Genomic DNA, 19,782 nt, shown 5'->3' on the forward strand with positions numbered 1-19,782 from the left:
GCCCGGCACGCCCCGCACGCTCCCGGGGAGAGAGGAAGACAAGGGCGTGGATCACCGGGGCGCCCCAGCCACCCAAAAACCGCAGGTCAGAGGCACTGTCCACTGTGGCGCTGTGTTTGCGCAGGTCAGGGGCTTGTGTTGTGGTGATCACTGGGTGGGCCTTGCTCGTCGTCGGCGTGGTCGTGGTCGTGGGTCTGCTGCCTGCCTGGCCTGCACCCCTGCCGCCCTGTTGCAGGACCGGTGCTCGGGGCCTTGGTATTGGGCCTTGCCGGTGCCGTCCACGTGTCCGAGGTCCCAGGGCTGGCCCGGTTGGATGGTGTGGCCGCAGCGGGCGCAGTCGACACCACCAGCAGCGACCCGGTCTGCCCACGCCTTGCGCAGGCGCTGGTGCGCGGAGCCGTAGCCCTGGCTGCTGGTGGTGCCGTAGCGGCGGTCCATCTAGATCCGTCCAATGTAGAGGGAGTGGTGGATAGTGACGGTTTTCCCGTATACCCGCGCGCACACATATACGAAGGACTCATACGGAAAGTCCACCACTATCCACCACTTTCCCTGGTCAGAGCGGCAAACCCGCTTCGGCCTCTTCCTCTGCCCGGATGGCGATCCCGAGGTACTGAGCGCCGCTGCTGGTCGCCTTCTTCTCGAAGCGCTCGCTCATGCGCCGACCGAACTCCTGGTTGGTCATCGCGGGCAGCCCCTGCTTCATCGCCCAGGCCGCCCACGCTTCGTAGAGCGCCTTCGCCTTCACCTTCATGAGCGGGTTGCCGTTGACGCACTCCTCGGCGATGAACTGGCTCAACGGGTCGCTCTCGCTGCGGTAGGACTCTGTGCGCTCCAGGACGGCCGCAGGCGGGTTCAAACCCTGCCGTTGGTAGTCCACCCACCCCTGGTACACCCATGCGAGCACAGCGGGCAGCTGGCCCTTGAGCTTCTCCGGCAGCTTCACGTCCGGCTCGGCGACGGTCACGTCGAACGGCACCACCGACAGGCGGCGCCACATCGCCTTGTCGTCTGCGGACACCTGCGGCTTGTGGTTGGTGACGTACACCAGCGAGTGCGACGGGGTGAACTCGAAGGTGTTCTCCCGCATGCGGTTCGCGCGGATCTTGTCACCGCCGGTCAGCCGCTTCACGGTGGCCGCGGCGATCACGTCGCCCTCGTCGGTCTCCGAGGTCACCACGAGACGGGCACCGTGGAGGTCGGCGAGGAACGTGGCGTGCCGCTCGTGCTTCGTGCGCATGATCAGCTTGGGGTCGACGGTGATCCCGTAGTCGCCGAAAGCGGCCAGCACGGCGTCGATGCACACGGACTTGCCGTTGCCGCCGGTGCCGGTGAGGATCGGCAGCATGTGCTCGCGCACCGTGCCGAGCATCGCCACACCGAACACGCGTTGCAGGTAGTTGCGGACGCCTTCGTCTGGCAGCACCTCCTGCAGGAAGTTCTCCCACAGCTCCGAGTGCGCGTCCGGCCGCACGCTGGTGCCCGCGCACTTGGTGATCATGTTGCGGGGGTTGTGCGGCTGCAGCTGCCCGGTCTCCAGGTTCAGCGTGCCGTTCAGCGCGTTGAACAGGTGGGGGTGGGCGTTCGTCTCCTCCGCGGAGACCGTCATCGGCCGCATGTGCTTCGCGAGTTCCAGCACGCCGGTGATGCCGCCGCTGGACTCGCACTTCTTCACGTCCGCCAGCAGTTGGTCCCGCTGCTTCGGTGGCATGTCGACGGACTCGTGTCGGATGTCCTTCAGCAGCGCGATGACGCGCCGGCGGGCCTTGCCGTCCTTGTCCTCGACCCAGTGGGTTCCGGTCCAGTAGTGCCAGCCGATGCCGTGGACGAACAGCAGCTTGTGGCCGTAGGCGCGGACGAACCGCTCGGCGATGCGCAGCTGCCCGCTGTGCATCTCCTTGTTGAACGGCAACACCTGAGCCTCGTCGCTCTGTGCCTCCTGGACTGCCCCGTCCTGGTCGACCCACTGGTCGGCGTCGGCGTGCTCGGTGCCGATCACGCGGCCCCCTTCAAGGCTCGTTCCACCCGGGCCCAGGACCACGCGGTCTCGGCCCGGATCTGTTCTGGTGTTCGGGGTGCCCGCTCATAGTGGCTGCGGCGCTCGCGGAGTACGGCGTAGGTGGGGACGCTGGCTTCGCGCCGCCAGTCGACCATCCGCGCCATCTCCGCCGTGGACTCGCTCATGTCCTTCCGGTGCGCCCATTCGATCCACTCGGACAGGATCTCCGCTACGTGCGGGCTGGTGTTGAGGAGCCGCCACGCCCCCGCGTCGAGCAGCAACAGCTGGTACTCGGCGCGGGGGATGGTGACGGGCTCGTTCAGGCCGTCCACGCGGGCTCGGCTTCGGCGTACTGCTGCAGGTGCTCGACCGTGTACTTCACCGCCGCCGGATCGGCGCCGGTGATAGTGAGGTTCCATCCGAGCGACCAGGCCAGCGTCCGCAGCTTGGAAAGGTCGACCATGTCGGGCCAGCCGCCGCCGATGTGGATCTCGACAGGAAAGTTCCCCACCCAGCGACGGTTTCGACCGTCGCGAAGGTCAGCCAGTTCGAGGCGCACGGCGCCCTTGATTCCCTCGGTCACCGGGCCACCTCCAGACGGGCCTTGCGGTGCCACGCTTCGTTATCGGCCGTGATCTGCCGGTAGATGGTCGGCAGGGCGATCAGCAGCGCGTCGCGAAGATGGGCTCCCATGTCGCCGCGCAGCTCCTCGACGAGGCCGTCGACGTGCTCCCGCTTGTCGTCCTCGGACATCTGCTCGAAGTCCTCGGCCTTCGTCACGCACCCGGCCCAGGCGAACTCGACGCTGATGATCGCCTCGGCCAGGGTGGGGGACTGCGCCGGGTACTGGCGCAGCATTTCCTCCTGCAGGCGGTTGATGTGGCACTCGGCGTGCAGCACGTCGTCGCGGTCGCGCGGGGGCTTCCCGACGCGCTGCAGGGCCAGCGCCGTGATCTGCAGGGTGTCGAGGCCGCCCTCCCACGGCTCGTTGATGTCGTCGTGCCCGCTGTTGTGCTCGCGGGTGATCTCGTCGTAGGCCCGCAGCAGCGGGAACAGGGCGTGGTAGTGCGAGCGGACCAGGTCGGCGGTGCGCTGCTCGAACGGGATCTCGTGCAGGTCGGTCATGATGATCTCCGGGGAGGTTCAGGCGGCGCGCGCGGCGGACGTGTTGAGGCGGTACAGGCGACACGGCTTGCCGGTGTTGCGGCCCGCCCGGTCTTCCGACACGGTCCAGCCGTCGACGACCAGCAGCCCCTTCTTGGCGAGGGTCAGGTAGGTCGCGCCGATCACACGCGGGTAGACGTTGTCCGGGATGAGCTTGCGGACGGCGTTCGGATCGACCCGTCCACCGTCGGCGGCCGCGGCGGCGAGGATGGCGCGCACCACGGCGGCGCGGTCGTCCTCGTGCAGCGGGTCGCCAGCGACCAGCTGCAGGATCGACTCGGTGTCCGCATCGACGGGCGCGGACGGGAAGCGGAGAACCAGCTGGTCAGCCACGGACGTCCTCCTCACCCGCGTCGGAGTCCGCCCCGGCGCGCATCCGGCTGATCAACGCGTCCGTCGCGCGGCTCCAGCGCCGCCGCTCAACCGTCAGCCCGACCTTCATTCCGACCGCCACACCAGCGAGGAACAGCGCGGCCATCCAGAGGATCACGTCCAGCGTCATCACGCACCGCCCTTCGCCCGGCGCACCGCGGTGCGCAGCGCCCGGCCCATCCGGTCGGCCTCGGCCAGCGTCAGCCGCAGCCGCGGCAGGTCCGGTCGCAGCAGCTCGGGCTCGACGAACACGCACGGCTCCGCCTCGCGCCACTCGCGGCGGAAGAACACCAGCACCTCAGCCGGGTCCACCACCTTGCTCTCGCCGAAGTACCGCACCGTCGGCTCGAAGCAGGTCAGCGTGACCCGGTCCTCCCAGCTCGACTGGCAGGCCCGGTCGTCCGGGTGGTCACCGTCCTCGTGGTGGCCGATGCAGTCCGGCGCGCACGCGCGGTCCTGCCAGTAAGCACGGTCCTCAGCCATCACCGACCACCCCCGACCAGCGCGCACGCCTCGGCCGCGGCCGCGTCGAACCCGTCGTCCTCGCCGAGGAGGGCGAGCGCCTGGGTCAGCGTGTCGCGCAGCTTCCGCACCCCTGCGGGAGCCAGGACAGCCGCGCCAGCCCACCGCCCGACGGCGATGGTCAGGGCGGGCGGCATGTGGGTGTCGTGAGCGGTCAGGCCGAGCACGAGGGGTTCCGTCAGGTCGGCCTCGTCAACGAGGTCGCACTCGATCACCTCGACCTGCCCGAGGGGCGCGTCATGCCACAGCGCGCCGTCAGCGGGACTGTGTTCCTCGCACCACTCGTGCTGCGGACAGGCCGAAACAGGTGTTACCGTGAGTCCGGACATCCGGGTCTCCTCCTGGTTGTTCACGCGGGCCCGCCCGGTGTGTGCCGGCAAGCTGTGCCGGGCCGGGTCCGTCTTGGTGTTCGCGGCCGTGGTCATGCGCATCACGCCGCCCGCCGCGACTTCTTGGGCTGCTCACCGCGGATCCAGCGGTCGAGGTCTTCCTGGTAAATCCGCCAGGCGCAGTTCGCCCCGCGCTGGTAGCCGACGAGTTCCCCTCGCCGCAGGGCCCGCAGGATCGTCTTCTCGTGGCAACCCGCGTACTCGGCGGCCGTCTTGGGTCGAAAGAGCGTGTTCGCTCTCGTGTCACCCATGTCCCTTCCCTTCCCAGATCGTGCACTGGTGTCCAGAAGGGTACCGAACTTAGCGGTAAGCCGCTAACGACACCCCCACGATCCGCCAACTTCCTCGCTTTTGGCGGCCCAGCTTGCGCGGTTGGCGGTAGTTGGTGTCTACTAGTGTCCTGACTTGTCCGCAGAAGGCACCAAGTTAGGGTCAGCCGATGGAAGACGAGCCGCTAACCGAGGCCGTGGCGTCTCGCGATGCAGACGACGACGCCGAAGTCGAAGACATGGAAGGTCACGAGGAGACCTACGAGCCGAGGTATCAACCCGGCCCAGAGACGCTCGGAGATGCCGCCCGTCAACGACGCGAGATCCTTGGACTGACCCAGGAAGATGTCGCCGAGAAGTTTGGCGGCCCGTCGGTTGCGAGCCTTCGCTCTATAGAGAACGCTCAATCCGAGAGCTACCGAGCAAAAACCCTCTACGCACTTGACAGTGCGTTGTCCTGGCCCCGCGGAAGCTCTCTGTTCCTATTGTCAGGAGACATCCACAGGCTTGAGGAACCCGACAAGACAGATTACAAGTACCACGGCGACGATATCTATGAGGGGGCATTTGACACAGGACGAGTTCACCCCTGGCATTTCGACAATTTCGTGCGCGACATCATTCGCGTAGTACCGGATGAGCTGCTCATTAAATATGACATCTCAATACGGGCCACGCGTCCACGAAAAATGGCAGCAGAAGCAGCGCCACCTCTGCCTCCCGAGATCCCCGCAAGACCAGACGGAACGTCAACCCTCATCGAGCCTCCACGCCCGTCCCCACCTGCCGGCCAGACCGGGAATTGGATGCGGACCACACATTTGGCCGGCAGGACGTACTCAGGCTTCCAGTTCACGAGCAGTAGTGGCGCCTTCATCGGTTACCGTGGACCTGAGAGTGACGCCCACCAGGATGTGCCCGCAGTCATAGCCGACATCCTCACGGAACTGACCGTGGACCAGGTCGCCGACGTAATCAGATCGGCTCAGACGATCTACAGGGCGAAGTTGGCCGACCGCAAACAGTATCTAATTCGGGAAATAGGCCTGCCCGAGCCTTCGCCTGAATTCACGGAGCCACCAAAAGAACTTGAAGATCAAGCTTCACAGGCGGCCTATCACCAGCTAGTCGAGGCTGAATACAGCTACGCAAATCAATATCGGCACGCGCAAACTACCCTCGATTCTTGGCAGAGGGCTCAAGATGCCTGGATGACAGAGATGACCGACCGCAACAGGGCGATTCTAAGGCAAGCCAAGACAAGCCACGATAGGGCACTGGACGAAGCAAGGCACGCTTTCGCGAGGCTGCAGGCCGCACGCACCAACTACGATTCCGTGGTCGCGGTAGGCGAGGAGGACGATGATGGCGAGCACTGAGAAGCTGCCGTCCGGCCGGTGGCGCGGCCTCTATCGCGACGCCGACGGCCGGAAGCGGCGCGTGTCCGGCACATTCGACCGGAAGTCCGACGCCCTGGACGCGGCGGTCGAGGAGCAGGCGAAGGCCAAGCGGAAGGCGGCCGCGGCCGACGGGAGGCTTTCCGCCCGGACGCCCTGGGGTGCGTGGTGGGAGATCGTGCGGGAGAACCGGCACTTCGAGTCCGACGCCGGCCGCACCGAGGCGGCGCTCGTCCGCGGGTACGTGATGCCGCGGTGGCGGGACGTGCCGCTGAACCAGATCACCCAGCGGGACATCCAGCGGTGGGTCGACCAGCTTGAGCGTGGCAAGGCGCCGGTCGACATGGTGGACCCGAAGTTCGAGCCGCGACCGCTGTCGGCGAGCTACGTGCAGCGGATCTACTCCCCGTTCCGGGTGTCCATCACCGCCGCCCTCGAGGAAGGCGTGCTCGACGCCAGCCCGTGCGCGGGGGTGAAGCTGCCGAAGCGGCAGAAGCGCCCTAAGAAGTTCGTCTCGACTGACGAGGCCACGAAGCTGGCCGCAGAGCTGCGCTCGGACTACGCCGACGCGGTGGCGTTCATGCTCGACACCGGCCTGCGTCCCGGCGAGCTCACCGGCCTGCATGCCCACCGCGTCGACCTCGACGCTGGCGTCATCACGGTCGCGGAGACCTACGTCTACCGCGAGAAGAAGATCCGCCCCTGGCCGAAGGACCGCGACGCCCGCGAGATCCCGCTGTCCGCCCGCGCCGTCGAGGTGCTGCGACGCCGCCTGGCCGGCCGCGACCTCCGGGAGCCGTGCGGCATCGAGCACATGCGCGGCGAGAAGTGCCGGCATCCGCTGGTGTTCCTCACCGACGCCAAGCGCCCGCTGAACCGCGACACCCTGGCCTACCACCTTCGCAAGGCGGCCGAGGCGGTCGGCGTCGAAGCGAAGTCCGGGTACGCGCTGCGCCGCGGGTTCGCGACCCGGCTTGCCGAGGGAGGCCTCGACGTGTTCCAGCTCGCCGAGGTGATGGGTCACGCCGACATCAACCTGTCCCGGGAGTACGTCCAGGCGACGAGCACGGCGCGCGCCCGCGTGCTGGCCGCGCTCGGTGACTCGCCGAAGCTCACCGCGATCGACGGTGGCGTGGGACGGCGTGGGACGGAGCGTGGGACGGACCTCGACAACCAGCCGTCCCGAAGCGCTCCCAAGCGAGACGATCAAGATGTAGTCTGACCAGCACCAACGTCCCTAACTATTCCCCTAGGTTCCCTACGAGTCCCATTCCCGTTTCCGCAGGTCACGGCCGCTTTGACACGTGATGTACGTGCACGAACCGTCGCGCGTGCAGCAGTCGAAGGACCTGGCCGACTTCGTGCGGTCGAGCAGCAACCGCTGACGAGTCGGGGGCCGCCTCGCGGTTCGAGGCGGCCCCCGACTCGCGATAACGGATCAAGAACGGTGTTCAATTCGGTGAAACGACCGTTCCCGCCGTCCCGACACACCTTGGGTGAACGTTGATCAACCCCGAGAGGCGGCTATGCGGGAGCGCAACAGGAGAACATGGCGGTGGGCGGCCGCGCCCGGAGCGGTTGTGCTCCTGGCGACCGTCGGTGCGTGCGGAGCCGGAACCTCGCCGGGAACGCCGGGCGGACCGACCGCGAGCAGTTCGGCGGCTCGGGCGAGCGCACCGAGTTCCGCGGCACGCACCACGGCCGGCTCGGCCGAGCTGATCACCGTGCCTGACGTGTCCGGGCTGAACCACCAGCAGGCCCAGGACACGATGCAGGCCGCTGGCCTGTACAACCTGCGCGAAGTCGACGGGAAGGGCCTCGGCCGGGTGCTCGTCGTCGACAGCAACTGGGTTCAGGTCGGCCAGGACCCGCCCGCGGGCACCAAGGTCACCGCGGACACGGTGATCACCCTGACCGCGATCAAGTACACGGACCGCTGAACGCGAGAAGGGCCGCCCCGCCACCACGGGAGCTCCACCGCCGGTGGGACGGCCCACCGCGATACTCATCGCGCGGTCAGCCGCGCTCCTCGCGCCAGCGAACGGTCTCGACCGCGACGCTCACCACGGCCAGCACGCCGAGCAACCAGGCGACCCACGCGGGCCAGCCCAGTGCGAGCGCGGTGACGGACGAGCACACCGGTGTCACGGCGAAGATGTACGGGCGATGCCGCATGGCCGCTCCTCACTTTCCCGGTCCGGAACCGGTGATCGCGTCCGAGAAGTATAGCCCTGCTGACCTGCCGTGACGGCGCTCTTGGGCGGCCGCCCCGGGGCATCCACGCTCCCCGGAGCGGCCCCTCGACACCTCAGCCGCGCAGGTACGCGGCTCCCCGGGTCATCGCTGCGTACGCGTCCACCGCTCCGTGGCCGTAGAAGCTGTTGAACGAAGGCGTTCCCTGGCAGGTCGCGGTGTACGTCGCGTCGCGGCCTTCGTCCAGGTAGTCCACCGTCGGTGGCACCGGGCACGGGATCTCCGCCGCCGTCCCCTCGATCACCCGCTGCACCGCGTCCGGGCTCATCGTGAGACCGCCGCGGCCCGCCCGGCCGTACTCGGACACGATCAGCGCCGCCACCCCCGTCGCGTGCGGGGCGGCCATCGACGTGCCCTGCAGGAACTGGTAGTACGCGACCCGGCCGTCCTTCGTGACCGCCTTCTGCACTCCCGCGGCCGCACCGTCGGGAGTCACGTCGCCGTCCGCGTCGATCATGCCCTCCGCGACGCCCACGTTGCGCGGGTACGCGGACAGGATCTGGTTTTCGTTGGTGCGGTACCAGTCCGTGCCGAACCCGTCGCGGAAGAAGCCGCCCGGCGCGGACACCGAGATCTGCTCGGTGCCGTAGTTCGAGTAGTCCGCCTTCGCGCCGGACGGGCCGAACGCGGAGACCCCGATGGTGTGCGGCCCCTCGACCGGCAGCGACAGGCAGGTCGCGTTGTCGATCGTGCGGGGGTGGTTCGACGACGCCGGGTAGTCCGGGCTCGTCGTGTCCGGCTGCGGGGCGCCCAGGTCGGTGTGCTGGTTGCCCAGCGCCGCGACCTCGGTGACGCCCTTGCGGTAGGCGTAGTTCATCGCCCGCGTCACGGCCTCGGTGATGGTGCGCTGCTCCATCTGCTGCTCGGCCGAGTCGGCCGGGTTCGCGGCGCAGTTGTAGAGCCACGGGTCCACGTAGAAGGACATGTTGACGACGTCGATGCCCGCGTCGCCGGCGTAGGTCAGGGCGTCGACGACCGGCTGGAGGAAGAAGTACCCGGCGTCCTGGCCGGCGCGCAGGTTCACCAGCGTCACGTTCGGGGCGACCCCGGAGATGCCGAACCCGTCCGCGGCCGCGTCGATCGTGCCGGCGACGTGCGTGCCGTGCCCGTTGTCGTCGTGGTCGGCGGGGTCGACGCAGCCGCGGAACTCACACGGCCCGTCCACGACCGCGCCGGTCGGGTCGGCCGGGATGTCGCGGGTGAAGTTGCGGGACGCGGCGCGGTCGAAGTTCGGCGCGATGTCCGGGTGCGAGCCGTCGACGCCGGTGTCGATGACGCCGACCTTGACGCGCTTGTCGCCCGGCTGCACGGTGCGCGCCATGTCCGAGCGCACCGACTTCAGGCCCCACAGCTGGTCGTCCAGCGGGTCGGTGCCGGTGGCAGTGGTCGCGCCGCGGCTCCTCGGCGCCTGACGGCCTTCCTTTTCCACGTCGGACCGCTTCGGCGCGACCCTGCCGGTGGGCGCCTGGCCGATCGCCGTCGCCTTCGCCGCGCCGTAGACGTCGTCGTCGGCCGACACGCGCTGCACGAAACCGTTCGCCGGGGCGCTCGCGGTGATCAGGCCGACCGCGCGGTTGGTGCGCAACACGGTTCCGCCGGCGTCGCGGATCGCCTGCTCGGCGGCGGCGACACTCTGCTCACCGGCGGCCAGCACGGTGAACTCCGTGACCGGCCCGGACGGCGCGGCGGGTTGGGCACTCGCGCTGGGAAGAACGACGGCCCCGCCGATCAGCGGGACCGCGAGCGCCGCGACGAGCAACCTGGTTCGTCTCAAGGAACTCCTCCTCATCAGGGTGAAGAGGAAGTTACCTCCGCGAACAGGCGAACCGGTACGAAAACCCTACCTTCGTCGGGTGCCGAACGGACCGCGCGCTCGGCGGCACCGGCCCCGGCGATCTGCCCGGCCTCGCCGAACGCGGGCGCTGCTCGGCCTCACGGGATTCGCCGGTATCGCCCCCGGCGGCGACCAGGCCGTGGCGGTTGCGCATCGCCGGCGGCCGCCGGCCGCCGCGTCCGGATTGGGGGTGCCGTCGATCATGACGGCGCCGAGTTCGAATGCCTTGCCGCCGGCCTCCCCGCGGCCGACGTGAGCCGGGTCTGGCGAACCGTGGCTCAGACGAGCGAGAGCGCGATACCGTCGAGGATGTCGTGCTCGCTGACGACCAGCTCGGCCGGCCCGCCGCGGCGGCCGATCTCCTCGGCGAGGATCTGCACGATCAGCCCGCCGCCGCCGATGACGTCCACCCGGCCGGGGTGGATCACCGGGTTCGCGGCGCGCGCCTCGTGGTCGGCCTCCAGCAGCTGTCCGGACACGCGCGTGATGTCGGCCGGGGTCAGGCGCGACAGGTGCGTCCGCTCCGAGTCGTACTCGGGCAGGTCCTGCGCCACCGCCGACAGCGTGGTCACCGTGCCCGCGACACCAATCCACGTCCGGGCCTTCGACACGTCCACCACGTCGAACGCCTCGGCCAGCACGCCGGTCGCGAACTCGCGCGCGGCGACGATCTCGTTGGAGGTGGGCGGGTCCGACTGCAGCGCCCGCTCGGTGATCCGCACGCAGCCGATGTCCACCGACTTCGCCGCGGTGATCGAGGCGCGCTTGCCGTCCCAGTCGCCGAGCACCAGCTCGGTCGAGCCGCCGCCGACGTCGACCACCAGGAACGGCCCGTCGTCGGGGTCCTGCTCGCCGACCGCGCCCAGGAACGACAGCCGGGCCTCCTCGTCGCCGGAGATCACCTCGGCTTCGACGCCCAGCACCTCCCGCGTCATCGCGAAGAACTCGTCGCGGTTGCTCGCGTCGCGGGTCGCCGAGGTGGCGACCATGCGCACCTTCTCCACGCCCTTGCGGCGCGCGGCGATGGTGTAGTCCGTCAGCGCGTCACGGGTGCGCTGCAGCGCCTCGGGAGCCAGCCGGCCGCTGGCGTCCACGCCCTGCCCGAGCCGCACGATCCGCATCTCCCGATGCAGGTCACGCAGGTCGAAGGTGCCGTCGTGACGCTCGGTCAGCTCGGCCACCAGCAGACGGATGGAGTTCGTTCCACAGTCGATCGCGGCAACACGGGGCATGCGCCCACCCTACGGGGTGGGCCCGGTCGTCGATCCCGTGGTCGAGGTCTCCGCGCCCGTCTCCGGCGGCGCGCACGGCGACGGCGTCTCCGATGCCGGGGGTGTCGTGGTGGTGGTCGTCGAGGTCGGCGACGTGGTGGTCTCGCAGGTCGGCGAGGTTTCCGGTGGCGTGGTCGTCGTCGTGGTTGTCGTGGTCGTGGTCGTCGTGGTGCTGCCGGTGGTCGTGGTGGTGTTCAGGTCGGTGCGCCCGGCCGGCGAGGACGGGGTGGTGACCGGTGGGGCCGCGAGGATCGTCGGCGGCGGCGTCACCGCGGGCGGGGTGGGGACGGCGGTCGCGGAGGGCGCGCCGATCGGCACGTCGCTGTCCGGCAGCAGTGCGACGCCGCTGCGGTAGGCCTCGGCCCAGCGGATCACGGTCTCGACGTAGGCGTCGGAGTTGTTGTAGCGGTAGATGGCGGCGCGCAGCTGGGCCGGGTCGGCGAGGTCCAGTCCGCCGGAGCACAGGTAGCGCGCGGTGGCCAGGGTGGCGTCGTAGATGTTGTTCGGATCGGCGACGCCGTCGTGGTTGCCGTCGGCGGCGTAGAAGTTCCAGGTGGTCGGGATGAACTGGGTGGGGCCGACCGCGCGGTCCCACACCGTGTCGCGGTCCCAGCGGCCGTCGTCGCTGTCCGGGATCGCGGCCACCGGGCCGACGCCGTTGAGCTGCGGGCCGAGGATGGGCTCGCGGGTGGTGCCGTTCGCGTCGACGTACCCGCCGCGCGCGTGGTTGGACTCGATGCGGCCGATGCTCGCGATCAGCGCCCAGTCGATGTGGCAGTCCGGCCGTTCGAGGGCCATCAGGTCGGCGGCGTTGCGGTAGGCCTTGAGCGCGGTGCCGGGGATGCCGAGCGGGCCGGCGGGGAGTTCCTCGGCGGGCACTGGTTCCGGCGGTTTGGGCAGCTCGCCGTTGACGCTGACGCGCAGGATCTCCGGTGGCGACCCTTGTACTGGGCCGATCGCGCGGGTCTGGTCGACCGGCGTGGTGGTCGACCAGGTCTCGGTGCCCCCGCCTGCCAGGCCGGCCGGGATGACGGCGAGGACGCCCCCCATCGCGGCGAGCGTGGTCTTGTGGGCGAGGCCGATTCTTCGCGCCTTGCGGCGGGCAGCCCTCACACGAGTCCGGCGCACATTCTCTTCCCTCCCCGAGCAGACGACACATCCGATGCTGAACGGCAGGATGTGAAGTCCGTGTTACTGCATGGTGCATCGCGGCGAGGGGGCGGAAGTGTTAGCCGGAAGTTCCAAAGCCGGTGGCGGTTCTTGTCGGCCGGATGCGGGTTTTGGCTCGTACGAACGGACCATTCGTGGGTGAGCGAGGGGAATCTCGTGGAGCGCGAGGTGCCCAGCCGCGTGCCGTTGAACGGACCTTTCAAGCGGCGCGCGGCCAGTGGACGTTTTGGTTGGTGCGCGAGCGGCCCACTCGGACGGTTGCGAACGGTCAGCTCGCGCGGTTGCCACTGGCCCACTCACGCGGGAACGAGCGGGCCACTCACGCGGTTGCCACTGGCCCACTCACGCGGGAACGAACGGCCCACTCACGCGGTTGCCACTGGCCCACTCACGCGGGAACGAACGGCCCACTCACGCGGCTGCCACTGGCCCACTCACGCAGGAACGAACGGCCCACTCACGCGGCTACGACTGGCCCACTCACGCGGGAACGAACGGCCCACTCACGCGGTTGCCACTGGCCCACTCGCACAAGTGCGAGCCGTCCACTCGCGCGGTTGCGAGCCGGTCCGCTCGCATGGTTACGACTGGTCCACTCACGCGGGGTTGAACGGTCCGCTCCCGCAGGACCGAACGGTCCACTCACGCGAGCACGACTGACCCACTCGCACGAGATCGAACCGTCCACTCGCCCGGTTGCGACTGGCCCATTCACGCGAGAGCGGGCGCTGGTTCCCCCGCGAGTGCGGGAGCCGCGAGTACGGGCGCCACAACCGCCCCCCTCCGACCCAGACCCCAGCCCCCACGGGCGGACCGCCGCGAACGACCCCAGGCGGCTACCCCTCCGCGGCGCCGGCCGCGCAGTCGCCGCTTGGCCAGTCGTCCTTCAGCAGCTCCAGCGTCTCGTCGCCGAAGGGGTTCACCCCCGGGCCCATCGCGAGGCTGTGCGCGAGGTGCACGTGCAGACACTTGACCCGCCCCGGCATGCCGCCCGCCGTGACCTCGTGCCCCAGCGGCTCCAGCGCGTCCCGCTGGGCGAGGTACGACTCGTGCGCCCGCCGGTAGGCCGCCGCCAGCTCCTCATCGACCGCGAGCCGGTCGGTCATCTCCTTCATGATCCCGGACGCCTCGAGCCGCCCGACCAGCGACGTCAGCCGGGGGCACGTCAAGTAGTACAGCGTCGGGAACGGGGTGCCGTTCTCCAGCCGCGGGTTGGTCTGCACGACGGACGGGTGCCCGCTCGGGCAGCGCGCGGCCACCGCCCGCAGCGCACGCGCGGGCCGTCCGAGCTGCTCGGAGATGATGATCCGGTCGGCCTCGGTGACCGGTTCGAACGAGGGCAGGTCCGTCTTGCTCACGAACCCATTGTCGCAGCCACCGCCCGCTCAACCGCCGACGGTGCTCCACAGCTGCTGGTACCACGCGCCGTCACCGGAGGCCACCGGGTCCGGCTGCGCCTGCTCCTGCGCCTTGGGCGCGTCCTCGGGCAGCTGCACCATGTAGGGCGTCTCGCCGGGCATGACGTACCGCAGCCGCCGCCGTGCCTCCGCCTCGACCTGCGCCGGGTCGGACACCGCGGCCTTGCGCTGCTCCAGCAGTGCGACGTCGTGCTGCAGCTGCGCCTGCCGCTGCTCCTGCTCGGCCACCTCGGCGCGCTGCGCGAGGTAGGTGCGCAGCGGCACGGCGACCGTGAACGCCAGCGCGCACACCACGATCGCGAGCACCGCGGCCCGCCGCGTCGTGGACATCCCGAGCACGCGCGCCGCACCGGTGCCCGGCTTCCCCTGGCTCCGGCGCAGGCGCGCCTTCCCGGCGGCGACCCGCCGGGCGAGCTGCGGACGGCGCGCGGGCGCCCCCTCCGCACGACGGGCCGGTGAGCCCTCCGTGCGGCGGGGGCGCCTCGCGCGCTGGGTTCCGCGTTGCGTCATCTACCCCGGTCAGCTCTCCGTCGAGAACCGCGGGAACGCCAGCTCACCGGCGTAGCGGGCGGCGTCGCCGAGGGTCTCCTCGATGCGCAGCAGCTGGTTGTACTTCGCCACGCGCTCGCTGCGCGCCGGGGCACCGGTCTTGATCTGGCCGACGCCAGTCGCGACCGCGAGGTCGGCGATCGTGGTGTCCTCGGTCTCGCCCGAGCGGTGGCTCATCATCGACTTGTAGCCGCTGGAGGTGGCCAGCGCGATCGCGTCGAGGGTCTCCGACAGCGTGCCGATCTGGTTCACCTTCACCAGCAGCGCGTTCGCGGCGCCGCGGTTGATGCCGTCCTCGAGGCGGTCCGGGTTGGTGACGAACAGGTCGTCGCCGACGAGCTGGACGCGGTCGCCGATCTGCTGGGTCAGCGCGACCCAGCCGTCCCAGTCGTCCTCCGACAGCGGGTCCTCGATCGACACGAGCGGGTAGGCGTCCACCAGCTCCTGGTAGTAGGCGGCCAGCTGCTCGGCGGTGCGCTTGCTGCCCTCGAACGTGTAGGAACCGGCGGAGAAGAACTCGGTGGCGGCGACGTCCAGCGCCAGCGCGATGTCGCGGCCCGGCGCGTAACCGGCCTTCTCGATGGCCGTGGTGATCAGGTCCAGCGCCTCGCGGTTGCTGGACAGGCTCGGCGCGAACCCGCCCTCGTCCCCGAGACCGGTCGCCAGGCCGCGGCCCTTCAGCACCGACTTGAGCGAGTGGTACACCTCGGTGCCCCAGCGCAGCGCCTCGCGGAACGACTCCGCGCCGATCGGGGCGATCATGAACTCCTGGATGTCCACGTCGGTGTCGGCGTGCGCGCCACCGTTGAGGATGTTCATCATCGGCACCGGCAGCACGTGCGCGTTCGGGCCGCCCAGGTAGCGGAACAGCTCCAGCTCGGCCGATTCGGCGGCGGCCTTCGCCACCGCGAGCGAAACGCCCAGCAGCGCGTTCGCGCCCAGGCGGGACTTGTCCGGGGTGCCGTCCAGGTCGACCAGCTTCTGGTCCACGATCCGCTGGTCGACGGCGTCGACCCCGGCCAGCTCCGGGCCGATCTCGTCGAGCACCGCGGCGACCGCGCGCTCGACACCCTTGCCGTTGTAGCGCTTGGGGTCACCGTCGCGCAGCTCGACGGCCTCGTGTTCGCCGGTGGACGCGCCCGACGGAACGGCGGCCCGCGCCAGCGTGCCGTCGTCGAGAGCCACCTCCACCTCAACGGTCGGGTTGCCACGCGAATCCAGGATCTCGCGCGCGCCTACCTGCTCAATGACCGCCACAACTGCTCCTCATCGGTTTGTCCAGCGAAGACGCGACCAGCGTAGCCGCCATCGCCGTTCACCCGGTGGAGGCACGCGTCACTCGCCGGCCCGGACCTCCTGCCACCCGGACGGCAGATCCGCGGTGTCCGAGATCTGCTGCCAGAACGTCCAGCTGTTGCCCCCGCAGTCCAGCACGGTGAACACGCGCGCGCCGTAGGGCTGGTCCTGCGGCGGCGGCACGTCGCAGCCCTCGCCCAGCGCCGCGCAGACGTGCTCGTGCTGCGCGTCGGCGTCGGGCACGTACACGACGTTGAGCTGCCCGACCGGACGGTCCACGCCCTTGGCCTCCCAGTAGTCGGAGCCGACGGCGGCGAGCAGGATCTCGGCGTCACCGGCGCCGACCACGGCCTGGAAGACCTGGCCGGAGGCGTCCACGTAGCGGACCTTCTCGGTGAAGCCGAAGACGCGCACCAGCCAGTCCAGCGCCTCCGTGGCATCCGTGTAGTACAGGTAGGGCGAGAGTCCCAGATACCGCGGTTCTTCGCTCATGACCGGTTAGTGCATCATGCCGCCCCGAGCCACCCTCTTCGCCCCTGCCGAAACGCGCTTGTCGGGGGTAACGTCGATCAGAAGATGGATGACTCAGAGACCCCGCGGGGAACAGCAGGCCGGCACCCGCTGCACGCGTTTCGCGAGGCGGAGGATCTCGTCGAGAAGCGCCGTCCGCTGGACGCGCTGAAGGCGCTCCAACCGGTGCTGGAGGCCGAGCCGGACAAGCCGAGCGTCCAGCTGCTGGCCGGGCGCGCCTACTTCCACTCCGCGCAGCTCAACCGCGCCGAGCAGGCGCTGACGCGGGTGCTGGAACTCGATCCGTCGGACCACTACGCCCGCTTCGTGCTGGGACGCACGCTCCAAAGGTTGGGACGGCTGGTCGAAGCTCTGGGACAGCTGCGCATGGCCTGGGCGATGAACCCGGTGCCGGAGTACCAGGACGCGTTGTCCGAGGTGAATGCGCGGGTTCGGTTGCGGGAGGGCTGATCTCGGGCGTCCGCTGGGCACGTCGCCGTGTTGGGTGGCGGTTCAAAGATCAAGGGATGTCCTCACCGGACGGGCAGGCTCCGGGATGACCACCCAGCTCGGGTTGTGTTCAAAGATCAAGCGCGTGGCGCTGCCTTGGCGAGGGTGGTGGCGGTGTCGAAGATCAGCTGCGCCTGCGGCGCCAGAGTGGGGCTGCCGGTGATCGCGGCCCACCAGCCTTGCGGGGTGGCCAGGTCGGCGCCCGTCGAGCAGAGGGATCTCGCCACCGTCAGCGCCGCGTCGTCGATGTCCTTCGGGTCCGGTTGCTTTCCGTCGCCCGTGGCGCGGGCCGACCACTGCTTCCACGTCTCCTCCGGCACCGGGAGCGGGCCGGTGCCGACCGCTTCCGCCTGGCCGATCGCGGCGAGCGTGGTCCAGGACAGGTGGCATCCGGACCACTCCGCGCGCATCCACATCTCCGCCCGGCCGTAGCCGGCGAGCAGGCGGGCCGGCAGCTTCGTCGCCGCGGCGACCTCGTTCGACCAGGTGTCCAGCGCCTTCAGGTCCGACTCGCGCGGGCGGTCCTCCGGGGCGAGCCGGGCCGGCGGCGGTGCCGTCGCGCCCACCGGCGGCTCCGAGGTCCGCGCGGCCAGCGCCGGCTGGACCGGCGGCGGGTCCTCGCCGGGACGCGTCACGCCGATGGTCAGGATGAGCACCAGCCCGGTGCCGGCCACCGCCGCCCCGATGAGGACGCGGAGGGAAAACCGCCGGATCCGGGCGTCCCCCGGCTGAGTGGGTTCTGCCACTCGAACAGGTTATCCAGTCCCCCTGCCGGAGGGATCACACAACCGAAAAGTAGCGGCCGATCGGCGAGGTTACCCGATCCGGCGAACAAGATCGGGATGAACTCCCGGAGCAGCGGGGCCGGCGCTGTCCGGCTACTGGGGCGAGTCGCTGTTCGGCTGAGGCCAGTGGGCGCGCCACGCGTCGGCGGCCATCGACGCCGGGTCGAGGCCGGCCGCGCGGGCCGACTTCTCCGCCGACCGCACGTCCGCCGCGAACCGCTTCGCCACCGCACGCAACTCGCCCTCCGGATCGACGCCCGAGCGCCGCGCGGAAGCTGCCAGCCGGAACAGCTGCTCGGCGGACGAGTCGCCGCCGGGGAACAGGTCCGCGGGCAGCCCGGCACGGCCGGTGCGTTGCCCCAGCTTCCCCGCCAGCGCCACCGCCGGCTGGCCGAGCGCCACACCGTCCACACTGGACTCACGTCGCTTCTCGGCCTGCTTCAGCTCCTCCCAGCGCACCTGCTGGTGCGCCGCGGTGTGCACGCGCTCGGCGTCGGTGAACACGTGCGGGTGCCTGCCGACCAGCTTGGCGACCAGTGCGTCGGCCACCGCGTCGATGTCGAACGGGTCGCCGGCGTCCTCGGCCGCGACGCGCGCGTGGAACAGCACCTGGAGCAGCACGTCACCCAGCTCCTCGCGCAGCGCGGCGCGGTCGCCCTCCTCGATCGCGTCCAGCAGCTCGTAGGTCTCCTCGACCAGGTACTGCCGCAGCGAATCGTGCGTCTGCTCGGCGTCCCACGGGCACCCGCCCGGCGAGCGCAGCCGGTCCATCACCCGCGCGGCCTCGACCAGGCCCGCCCCGGGCGGCTGCGTGATCACCCGGGAACCGGCCCGCACCAGGGCGGCCACCGCCGGATCCGCGGCGTCCGCGGCGAAGGTCTCCACCGGCCCGGGCTCGGCGGCCAAGTCCTCCGGCGCCGGCTTCGCGCCCAGCAGATCGGCCAGCTCACTGTCGAGACCCGACGCGTACACCGCGTGCGCGCCACGCAGGAACGGCATGGCCGCCGGCGGGATCCCGGCGTCCGGGTAGGGCAGGAGCACGACCGTCACGGCTGCGCGGCACCCTTCACCGGCACCACGACGCCGGTGGTCTCGGCGCTGCTCGGGGCGAGGTTCATGGCCACAGGATCCCACACGCCGTAGCGCGGGTTGATGCGAACGCCGGCCTCCTCGACGTACGGCTGGAGCAGCCGCTGCCCGATGGCCGCGAGCTGCGCCGGCGACGGCTGCACGGCCTGCTCGCCCGACGACGGCGCGTTCAGGTTCCGCTCACGCACGATCGCCACGATCCACACCGCCTGCTCCTGGCTCGGCTGGAACGCGACCACCGTGCCCGGCGGCACCCCGAACAGGACCAGCGTGGCGAGGTCCGGGGCCTGCGCGGCGGGAACCGCTTCACCGACGCTCGTCCGGACCCCCGCGGCCGCGTCGGCGCGGATGACCTCGGCGGCCGCCGCCGGGCTCGCGGCCATCTGCTCCGCCTTGGCGATCGCCTGCTCCCGCCGGTCGAGCGGCTGGGCGCCGCCGAGGTCGGAGGACACCGAGGTGTAGTCGAAGGTGACCGACATGCGGTCGAGGTACTTCTGCCCCAGCGCCTGCAGCAGCAGGCTGTCGGTGATCACCTCGCGGTGGTCGCGCACCCGGTTGGCGATCTGCTGCGCCAGCTGCGACGGATCCGCGCCCGCCGTGGACACCGGGTCGGCCAGCGGGTCGTCGGCGAGGAACTGGTCGAGCAGCCGCGGGTCGACGGCCAGGCCCTCCCGCTGGGCGGCGCGCGCGAGGACGTCGTGGACCACCAGCTGACGCACGATCTCGCGGCCGAGCAGGTCCAGCTTGTGCTGCTGGGACAGCTGCTGCGCGGCCGGCTGCTCCAGCACGGCCTTGTCCAGCAGGTCCTGCACCTGGTCGACGGTGATCTCGCGGTCGCCGACGATCACGGCGGCGCCCACCTGGCTCGGCCCGGACCCGCACCCGGCGAGCAGCAGGCAGGCGGCGAGCGCGGCGAGGAGCGATCGGGAGCGACCCATGATCCGCATCACAGGCGTTACCCTCTCACACCCGCCAGCGCCGCGGG

25 protein-coding genes are annotated in these 19,782 nt (G+C 70.3%); 5 read left to right on the forward strand and 20 right to left on the reverse strand.

The window, feature by feature from the left end:
- Positions 1-556: 556 nt before the first annotated feature.
- The 9 genes from D0D15_RS06225 to D0D15_RS06265 are packed head-to-tail and all read right to left on the reverse strand — an operon-like array spanning position 557 to position 4,697.
- Positions 557-1,999 (reverse strand): DNA primase family protein, encoded by a 1,443-nt coding sequence (locus D0D15_RS06225; RefSeq protein WP_094004615.1) that lies wholly within the window; start codon positions 1,997-1,999, stop codon positions 557-559.
- Positions 1,996-2,331 carry a hypothetical protein gene (locus D0D15_RS06230; RefSeq protein WP_094004614.1) on the reverse strand — a complete coding sequence of 112 codons (336 nt, stop codon included), beginning with the start codon at positions 2,329-2,331 and terminating at the stop codon, positions 1,996-1,998. The genes D0D15_RS06225 and D0D15_RS06230 overlap by 4 nt, the downstream gene beginning before the upstream one ends.
- Positions 2,319-2,582 carry a hypothetical protein gene (locus D0D15_RS06235; protein ID WP_094004613.1) on the reverse strand — a complete coding sequence of 88 codons (264 nt, stop codon included), beginning with the start codon at positions 2,580-2,582 and terminating at the stop codon, positions 2,319-2,321. Before D0D15_RS06235 ends, D0D15_RS06230 begins: the two co-directional genes overlap by 13 nt.
- Positions 2,579-3,124, reverse strand: a complete 546-nt coding sequence (locus D0D15_RS06240) for a hypothetical protein (RefSeq protein ID WP_094004612.1) — start codon at positions 3,122-3,124, stop codon at positions 2,579-2,581. The genes D0D15_RS06235 and D0D15_RS06240 overlap by 4 nt, the downstream gene beginning before the upstream one ends.
- 18 nt (positions 3,125-3,142) lie before the next feature.
- Positions 3,143-3,496: a hypothetical protein gene (locus D0D15_RS06245; protein ID WP_094004611.1), complete on the reverse strand. Its 354-nt coding sequence runs from the start codon at positions 3,494-3,496 to the stop codon at positions 3,143-3,145.
- Positions 3,489-3,668 (reverse strand): hypothetical protein, encoded by a 180-nt coding sequence (locus tag D0D15_RS06250; protein WP_094004610.1) that lies wholly within the window; start codon positions 3,666-3,668, stop codon positions 3,489-3,491. The genes D0D15_RS06245 and D0D15_RS06250 overlap by 8 nt, the downstream gene beginning before the upstream one ends.
- Positions 3,665-4,018 (reverse strand): hypothetical protein, encoded by a 354-nt coding sequence (locus tag D0D15_RS06255; protein WP_094004609.1) that lies wholly within the window; start codon positions 4,016-4,018, stop codon positions 3,665-3,667. Before D0D15_RS06255 ends, D0D15_RS06250 begins: the two co-directional genes overlap by 4 nt.
- Positions 4,018-4,482, reverse strand: a complete 465-nt coding sequence (locus D0D15_RS06260) for a hypothetical protein (RefSeq protein ID WP_143266161.1) — start codon at positions 4,480-4,482, stop codon at positions 4,018-4,020. Before D0D15_RS06260 ends, D0D15_RS06255 begins: the two co-directional genes overlap by 1 nt.
- 5 nt (positions 4,483-4,487) lie before the next feature.
- On the reverse strand, positions 4,488-4,697 hold the full coding sequence (locus D0D15_RS06265) for a helix-turn-helix domain-containing protein (RefSeq protein ID WP_094004607.1): 210 nt from the start codon (positions 4,695-4,697) through the stop codon (positions 4,488-4,490).
- 188 nt (positions 4,698-4,885) lie between these two features.
- Here D0D15_RS06265 and D0D15_RS35845 point away from each other — a divergent pair, with 188 nt between their 5' ends.
- The 4 genes from D0D15_RS35845 (at position 4,886) to D0D15_RS36920 (ending at position 8,052) form a co-directional block, all read left to right on the forward strand.
- Entirely contained in the window at positions 4,886-6,094 is a 1,209-nt protein-coding gene (locus tag D0D15_RS35845) for a helix-turn-helix domain-containing protein (protein ID WP_143266160.1), read from the forward strand.
- Positions 6,081-7,334 (forward strand): site-specific integrase, encoded by a 1,254-nt coding sequence (locus tag D0D15_RS06275; protein WP_162830511.1) that lies wholly within the window; start codon positions 6,081-6,083, stop codon positions 7,332-7,334. Before D0D15_RS35845 ends, D0D15_RS06275 begins: the two co-directional genes overlap by 14 nt.
- A 381-nt stretch (positions 7,335-7,715) precedes the next feature.
- Positions 7,716-7,844, forward strand: coding sequence for a hypothetical protein (locus D0D15_RS37555; RefSeq protein WP_255407865.1), 129 nt, complete (start codon positions 7,716-7,718; stop codon positions 7,842-7,844).
- The gene (locus D0D15_RS36920) at positions 7,837-8,052 is read left to right on the forward strand and encodes a PASTA domain-containing protein (protein ID WP_233157159.1); all 216 of its coding nucleotides are present in this window, start codon (positions 7,837-7,839) and stop codon (positions 8,050-8,052) included. Before D0D15_RS37555 ends, D0D15_RS36920 begins: the two co-directional genes overlap by 8 nt.
- Positions 8,053-8,128: 76 nt before the next feature.
- Here the strand turns inward: D0D15_RS36920 and D0D15_RS35850 are convergent, their stop codons facing one another.
- From D0D15_RS35850 to D0D15_RS06315, 8 genes are all read right to left on the reverse strand, one after another.
- Positions 8,129-8,287 carry a hypothetical protein gene (locus D0D15_RS35850; protein ID WP_158224402.1) on the reverse strand — a complete coding sequence of 53 codons (159 nt, stop codon included), beginning with the start codon at positions 8,285-8,287 and terminating at the stop codon, positions 8,129-8,131.
- A gap of 133 nt (positions 8,288-8,420) precedes the next feature.
- On the reverse strand, positions 8,421-10,139 hold the full coding sequence (locus tag D0D15_RS06285; protein ID WP_425266775.1) for a S8 family serine peptidase: 1,719 nt from the start codon (positions 10,137-10,139) through the stop codon (positions 8,421-8,423).
- 338 nt (positions 10,140-10,477) lie between these two features.
- Positions 10,478-11,431, reverse strand: a complete 954-nt coding sequence (locus D0D15_RS06290) for a Ppx/GppA phosphatase family protein (RefSeq protein ID WP_094004601.1) — start codon at positions 11,429-11,431, stop codon at positions 10,478-10,480.
- Between the two features lie 9 nt (positions 11,432-11,440).
- A complete protein-coding gene (locus D0D15_RS06295; RefSeq protein WP_094004600.1) occupies positions 11,441-12,583 on the reverse strand; it encodes a lytic transglycosylase domain-containing protein in 1,143 nt (380 codons plus the stop codon).
- Positions 12,584-13,476: 893 nt separating this feature from the next.
- Positions 13,477-13,998, reverse strand: coding sequence for a DUF501 domain-containing protein (locus D0D15_RS06300; protein WP_094004599.1), 522 nt, complete (start codon positions 13,996-13,998; stop codon positions 13,477-13,479).
- 27 nt (positions 13,999-14,025) lie between these two features.
- Positions 14,026-14,568, reverse strand: coding sequence for an FtsB family cell division protein (locus tag D0D15_RS06305; RefSeq protein WP_162830512.1), 543 nt, complete (start codon positions 14,566-14,568; stop codon positions 14,026-14,028).
- Between the two features lie 9 nt (positions 14,569-14,577).
- Positions 14,578-15,864 (reverse strand): phosphopyruvate hydratase, encoded by a 1,287-nt coding sequence (eno, locus tag D0D15_RS06310; protein ID WP_094004598.1) that lies wholly within the window; start codon positions 15,862-15,864, stop codon positions 14,578-14,580.
- Positions 15,865-15,942: 78 nt separating this feature from the next.
- Positions 15,943-16,395, reverse strand: a complete 453-nt coding sequence (locus D0D15_RS06315; RefSeq protein WP_094004597.1) for a VOC family protein — start codon at positions 16,393-16,395, stop codon at positions 15,943-15,945.
- A gap of 84 nt (positions 16,396-16,479) precedes the next feature.
- Between D0D15_RS06315 and D0D15_RS06320 the strand changes: the two genes are divergently transcribed.
- Positions 16,480-16,884 carry a tetratricopeptide repeat protein gene (locus D0D15_RS06320; protein WP_094004596.1) on the forward strand — a complete coding sequence of 135 codons (405 nt, stop codon included), beginning with the start codon at positions 16,480-16,482 and terminating at the stop codon, positions 16,882-16,884.
- A gap of 116 nt (positions 16,885-17,000) precedes the next feature.
- Here the strand turns inward: D0D15_RS06320 and D0D15_RS06325 are convergent, their stop codons facing one another.
- From D0D15_RS06325 to D0D15_RS06335, 3 genes are all read right to left on the reverse strand, one after another.
- Entirely contained in the window at positions 17,001-17,669 is a 669-nt protein-coding gene (locus tag D0D15_RS06325) for a lysozyme family protein (protein ID WP_094004595.1), read from the reverse strand.
- A 132-nt stretch (positions 17,670-17,801) separates the two neighbouring features.
- Positions 17,802-18,758 (reverse strand): nucleoside triphosphate pyrophosphohydrolase, encoded by a 957-nt coding sequence (locus D0D15_RS06330; protein ID WP_115944300.1) that lies wholly within the window; start codon positions 18,756-18,758, stop codon positions 17,802-17,804.
- Positions 18,755-19,735, reverse strand: a complete 981-nt coding sequence (locus D0D15_RS06335; RefSeq protein WP_369806790.1) for a SurA N-terminal domain-containing protein — start codon at positions 19,733-19,735, stop codon at positions 18,755-18,757. Before D0D15_RS06335 ends, D0D15_RS06330 begins: the two co-directional genes overlap by 4 nt.
- Positions 19,736-19,782: the final 47 nt, after the last annotated feature.

Origin of the sequence: Amycolatopsis thermalba (assembly GCF_003385215.1) — a bacterium.
GTDB lineage: Bacteria > Actinomycetota > Actinomycetes > Mycobacteriales > Pseudonocardiaceae > Amycolatopsis_E > Amycolatopsis_E thermalba.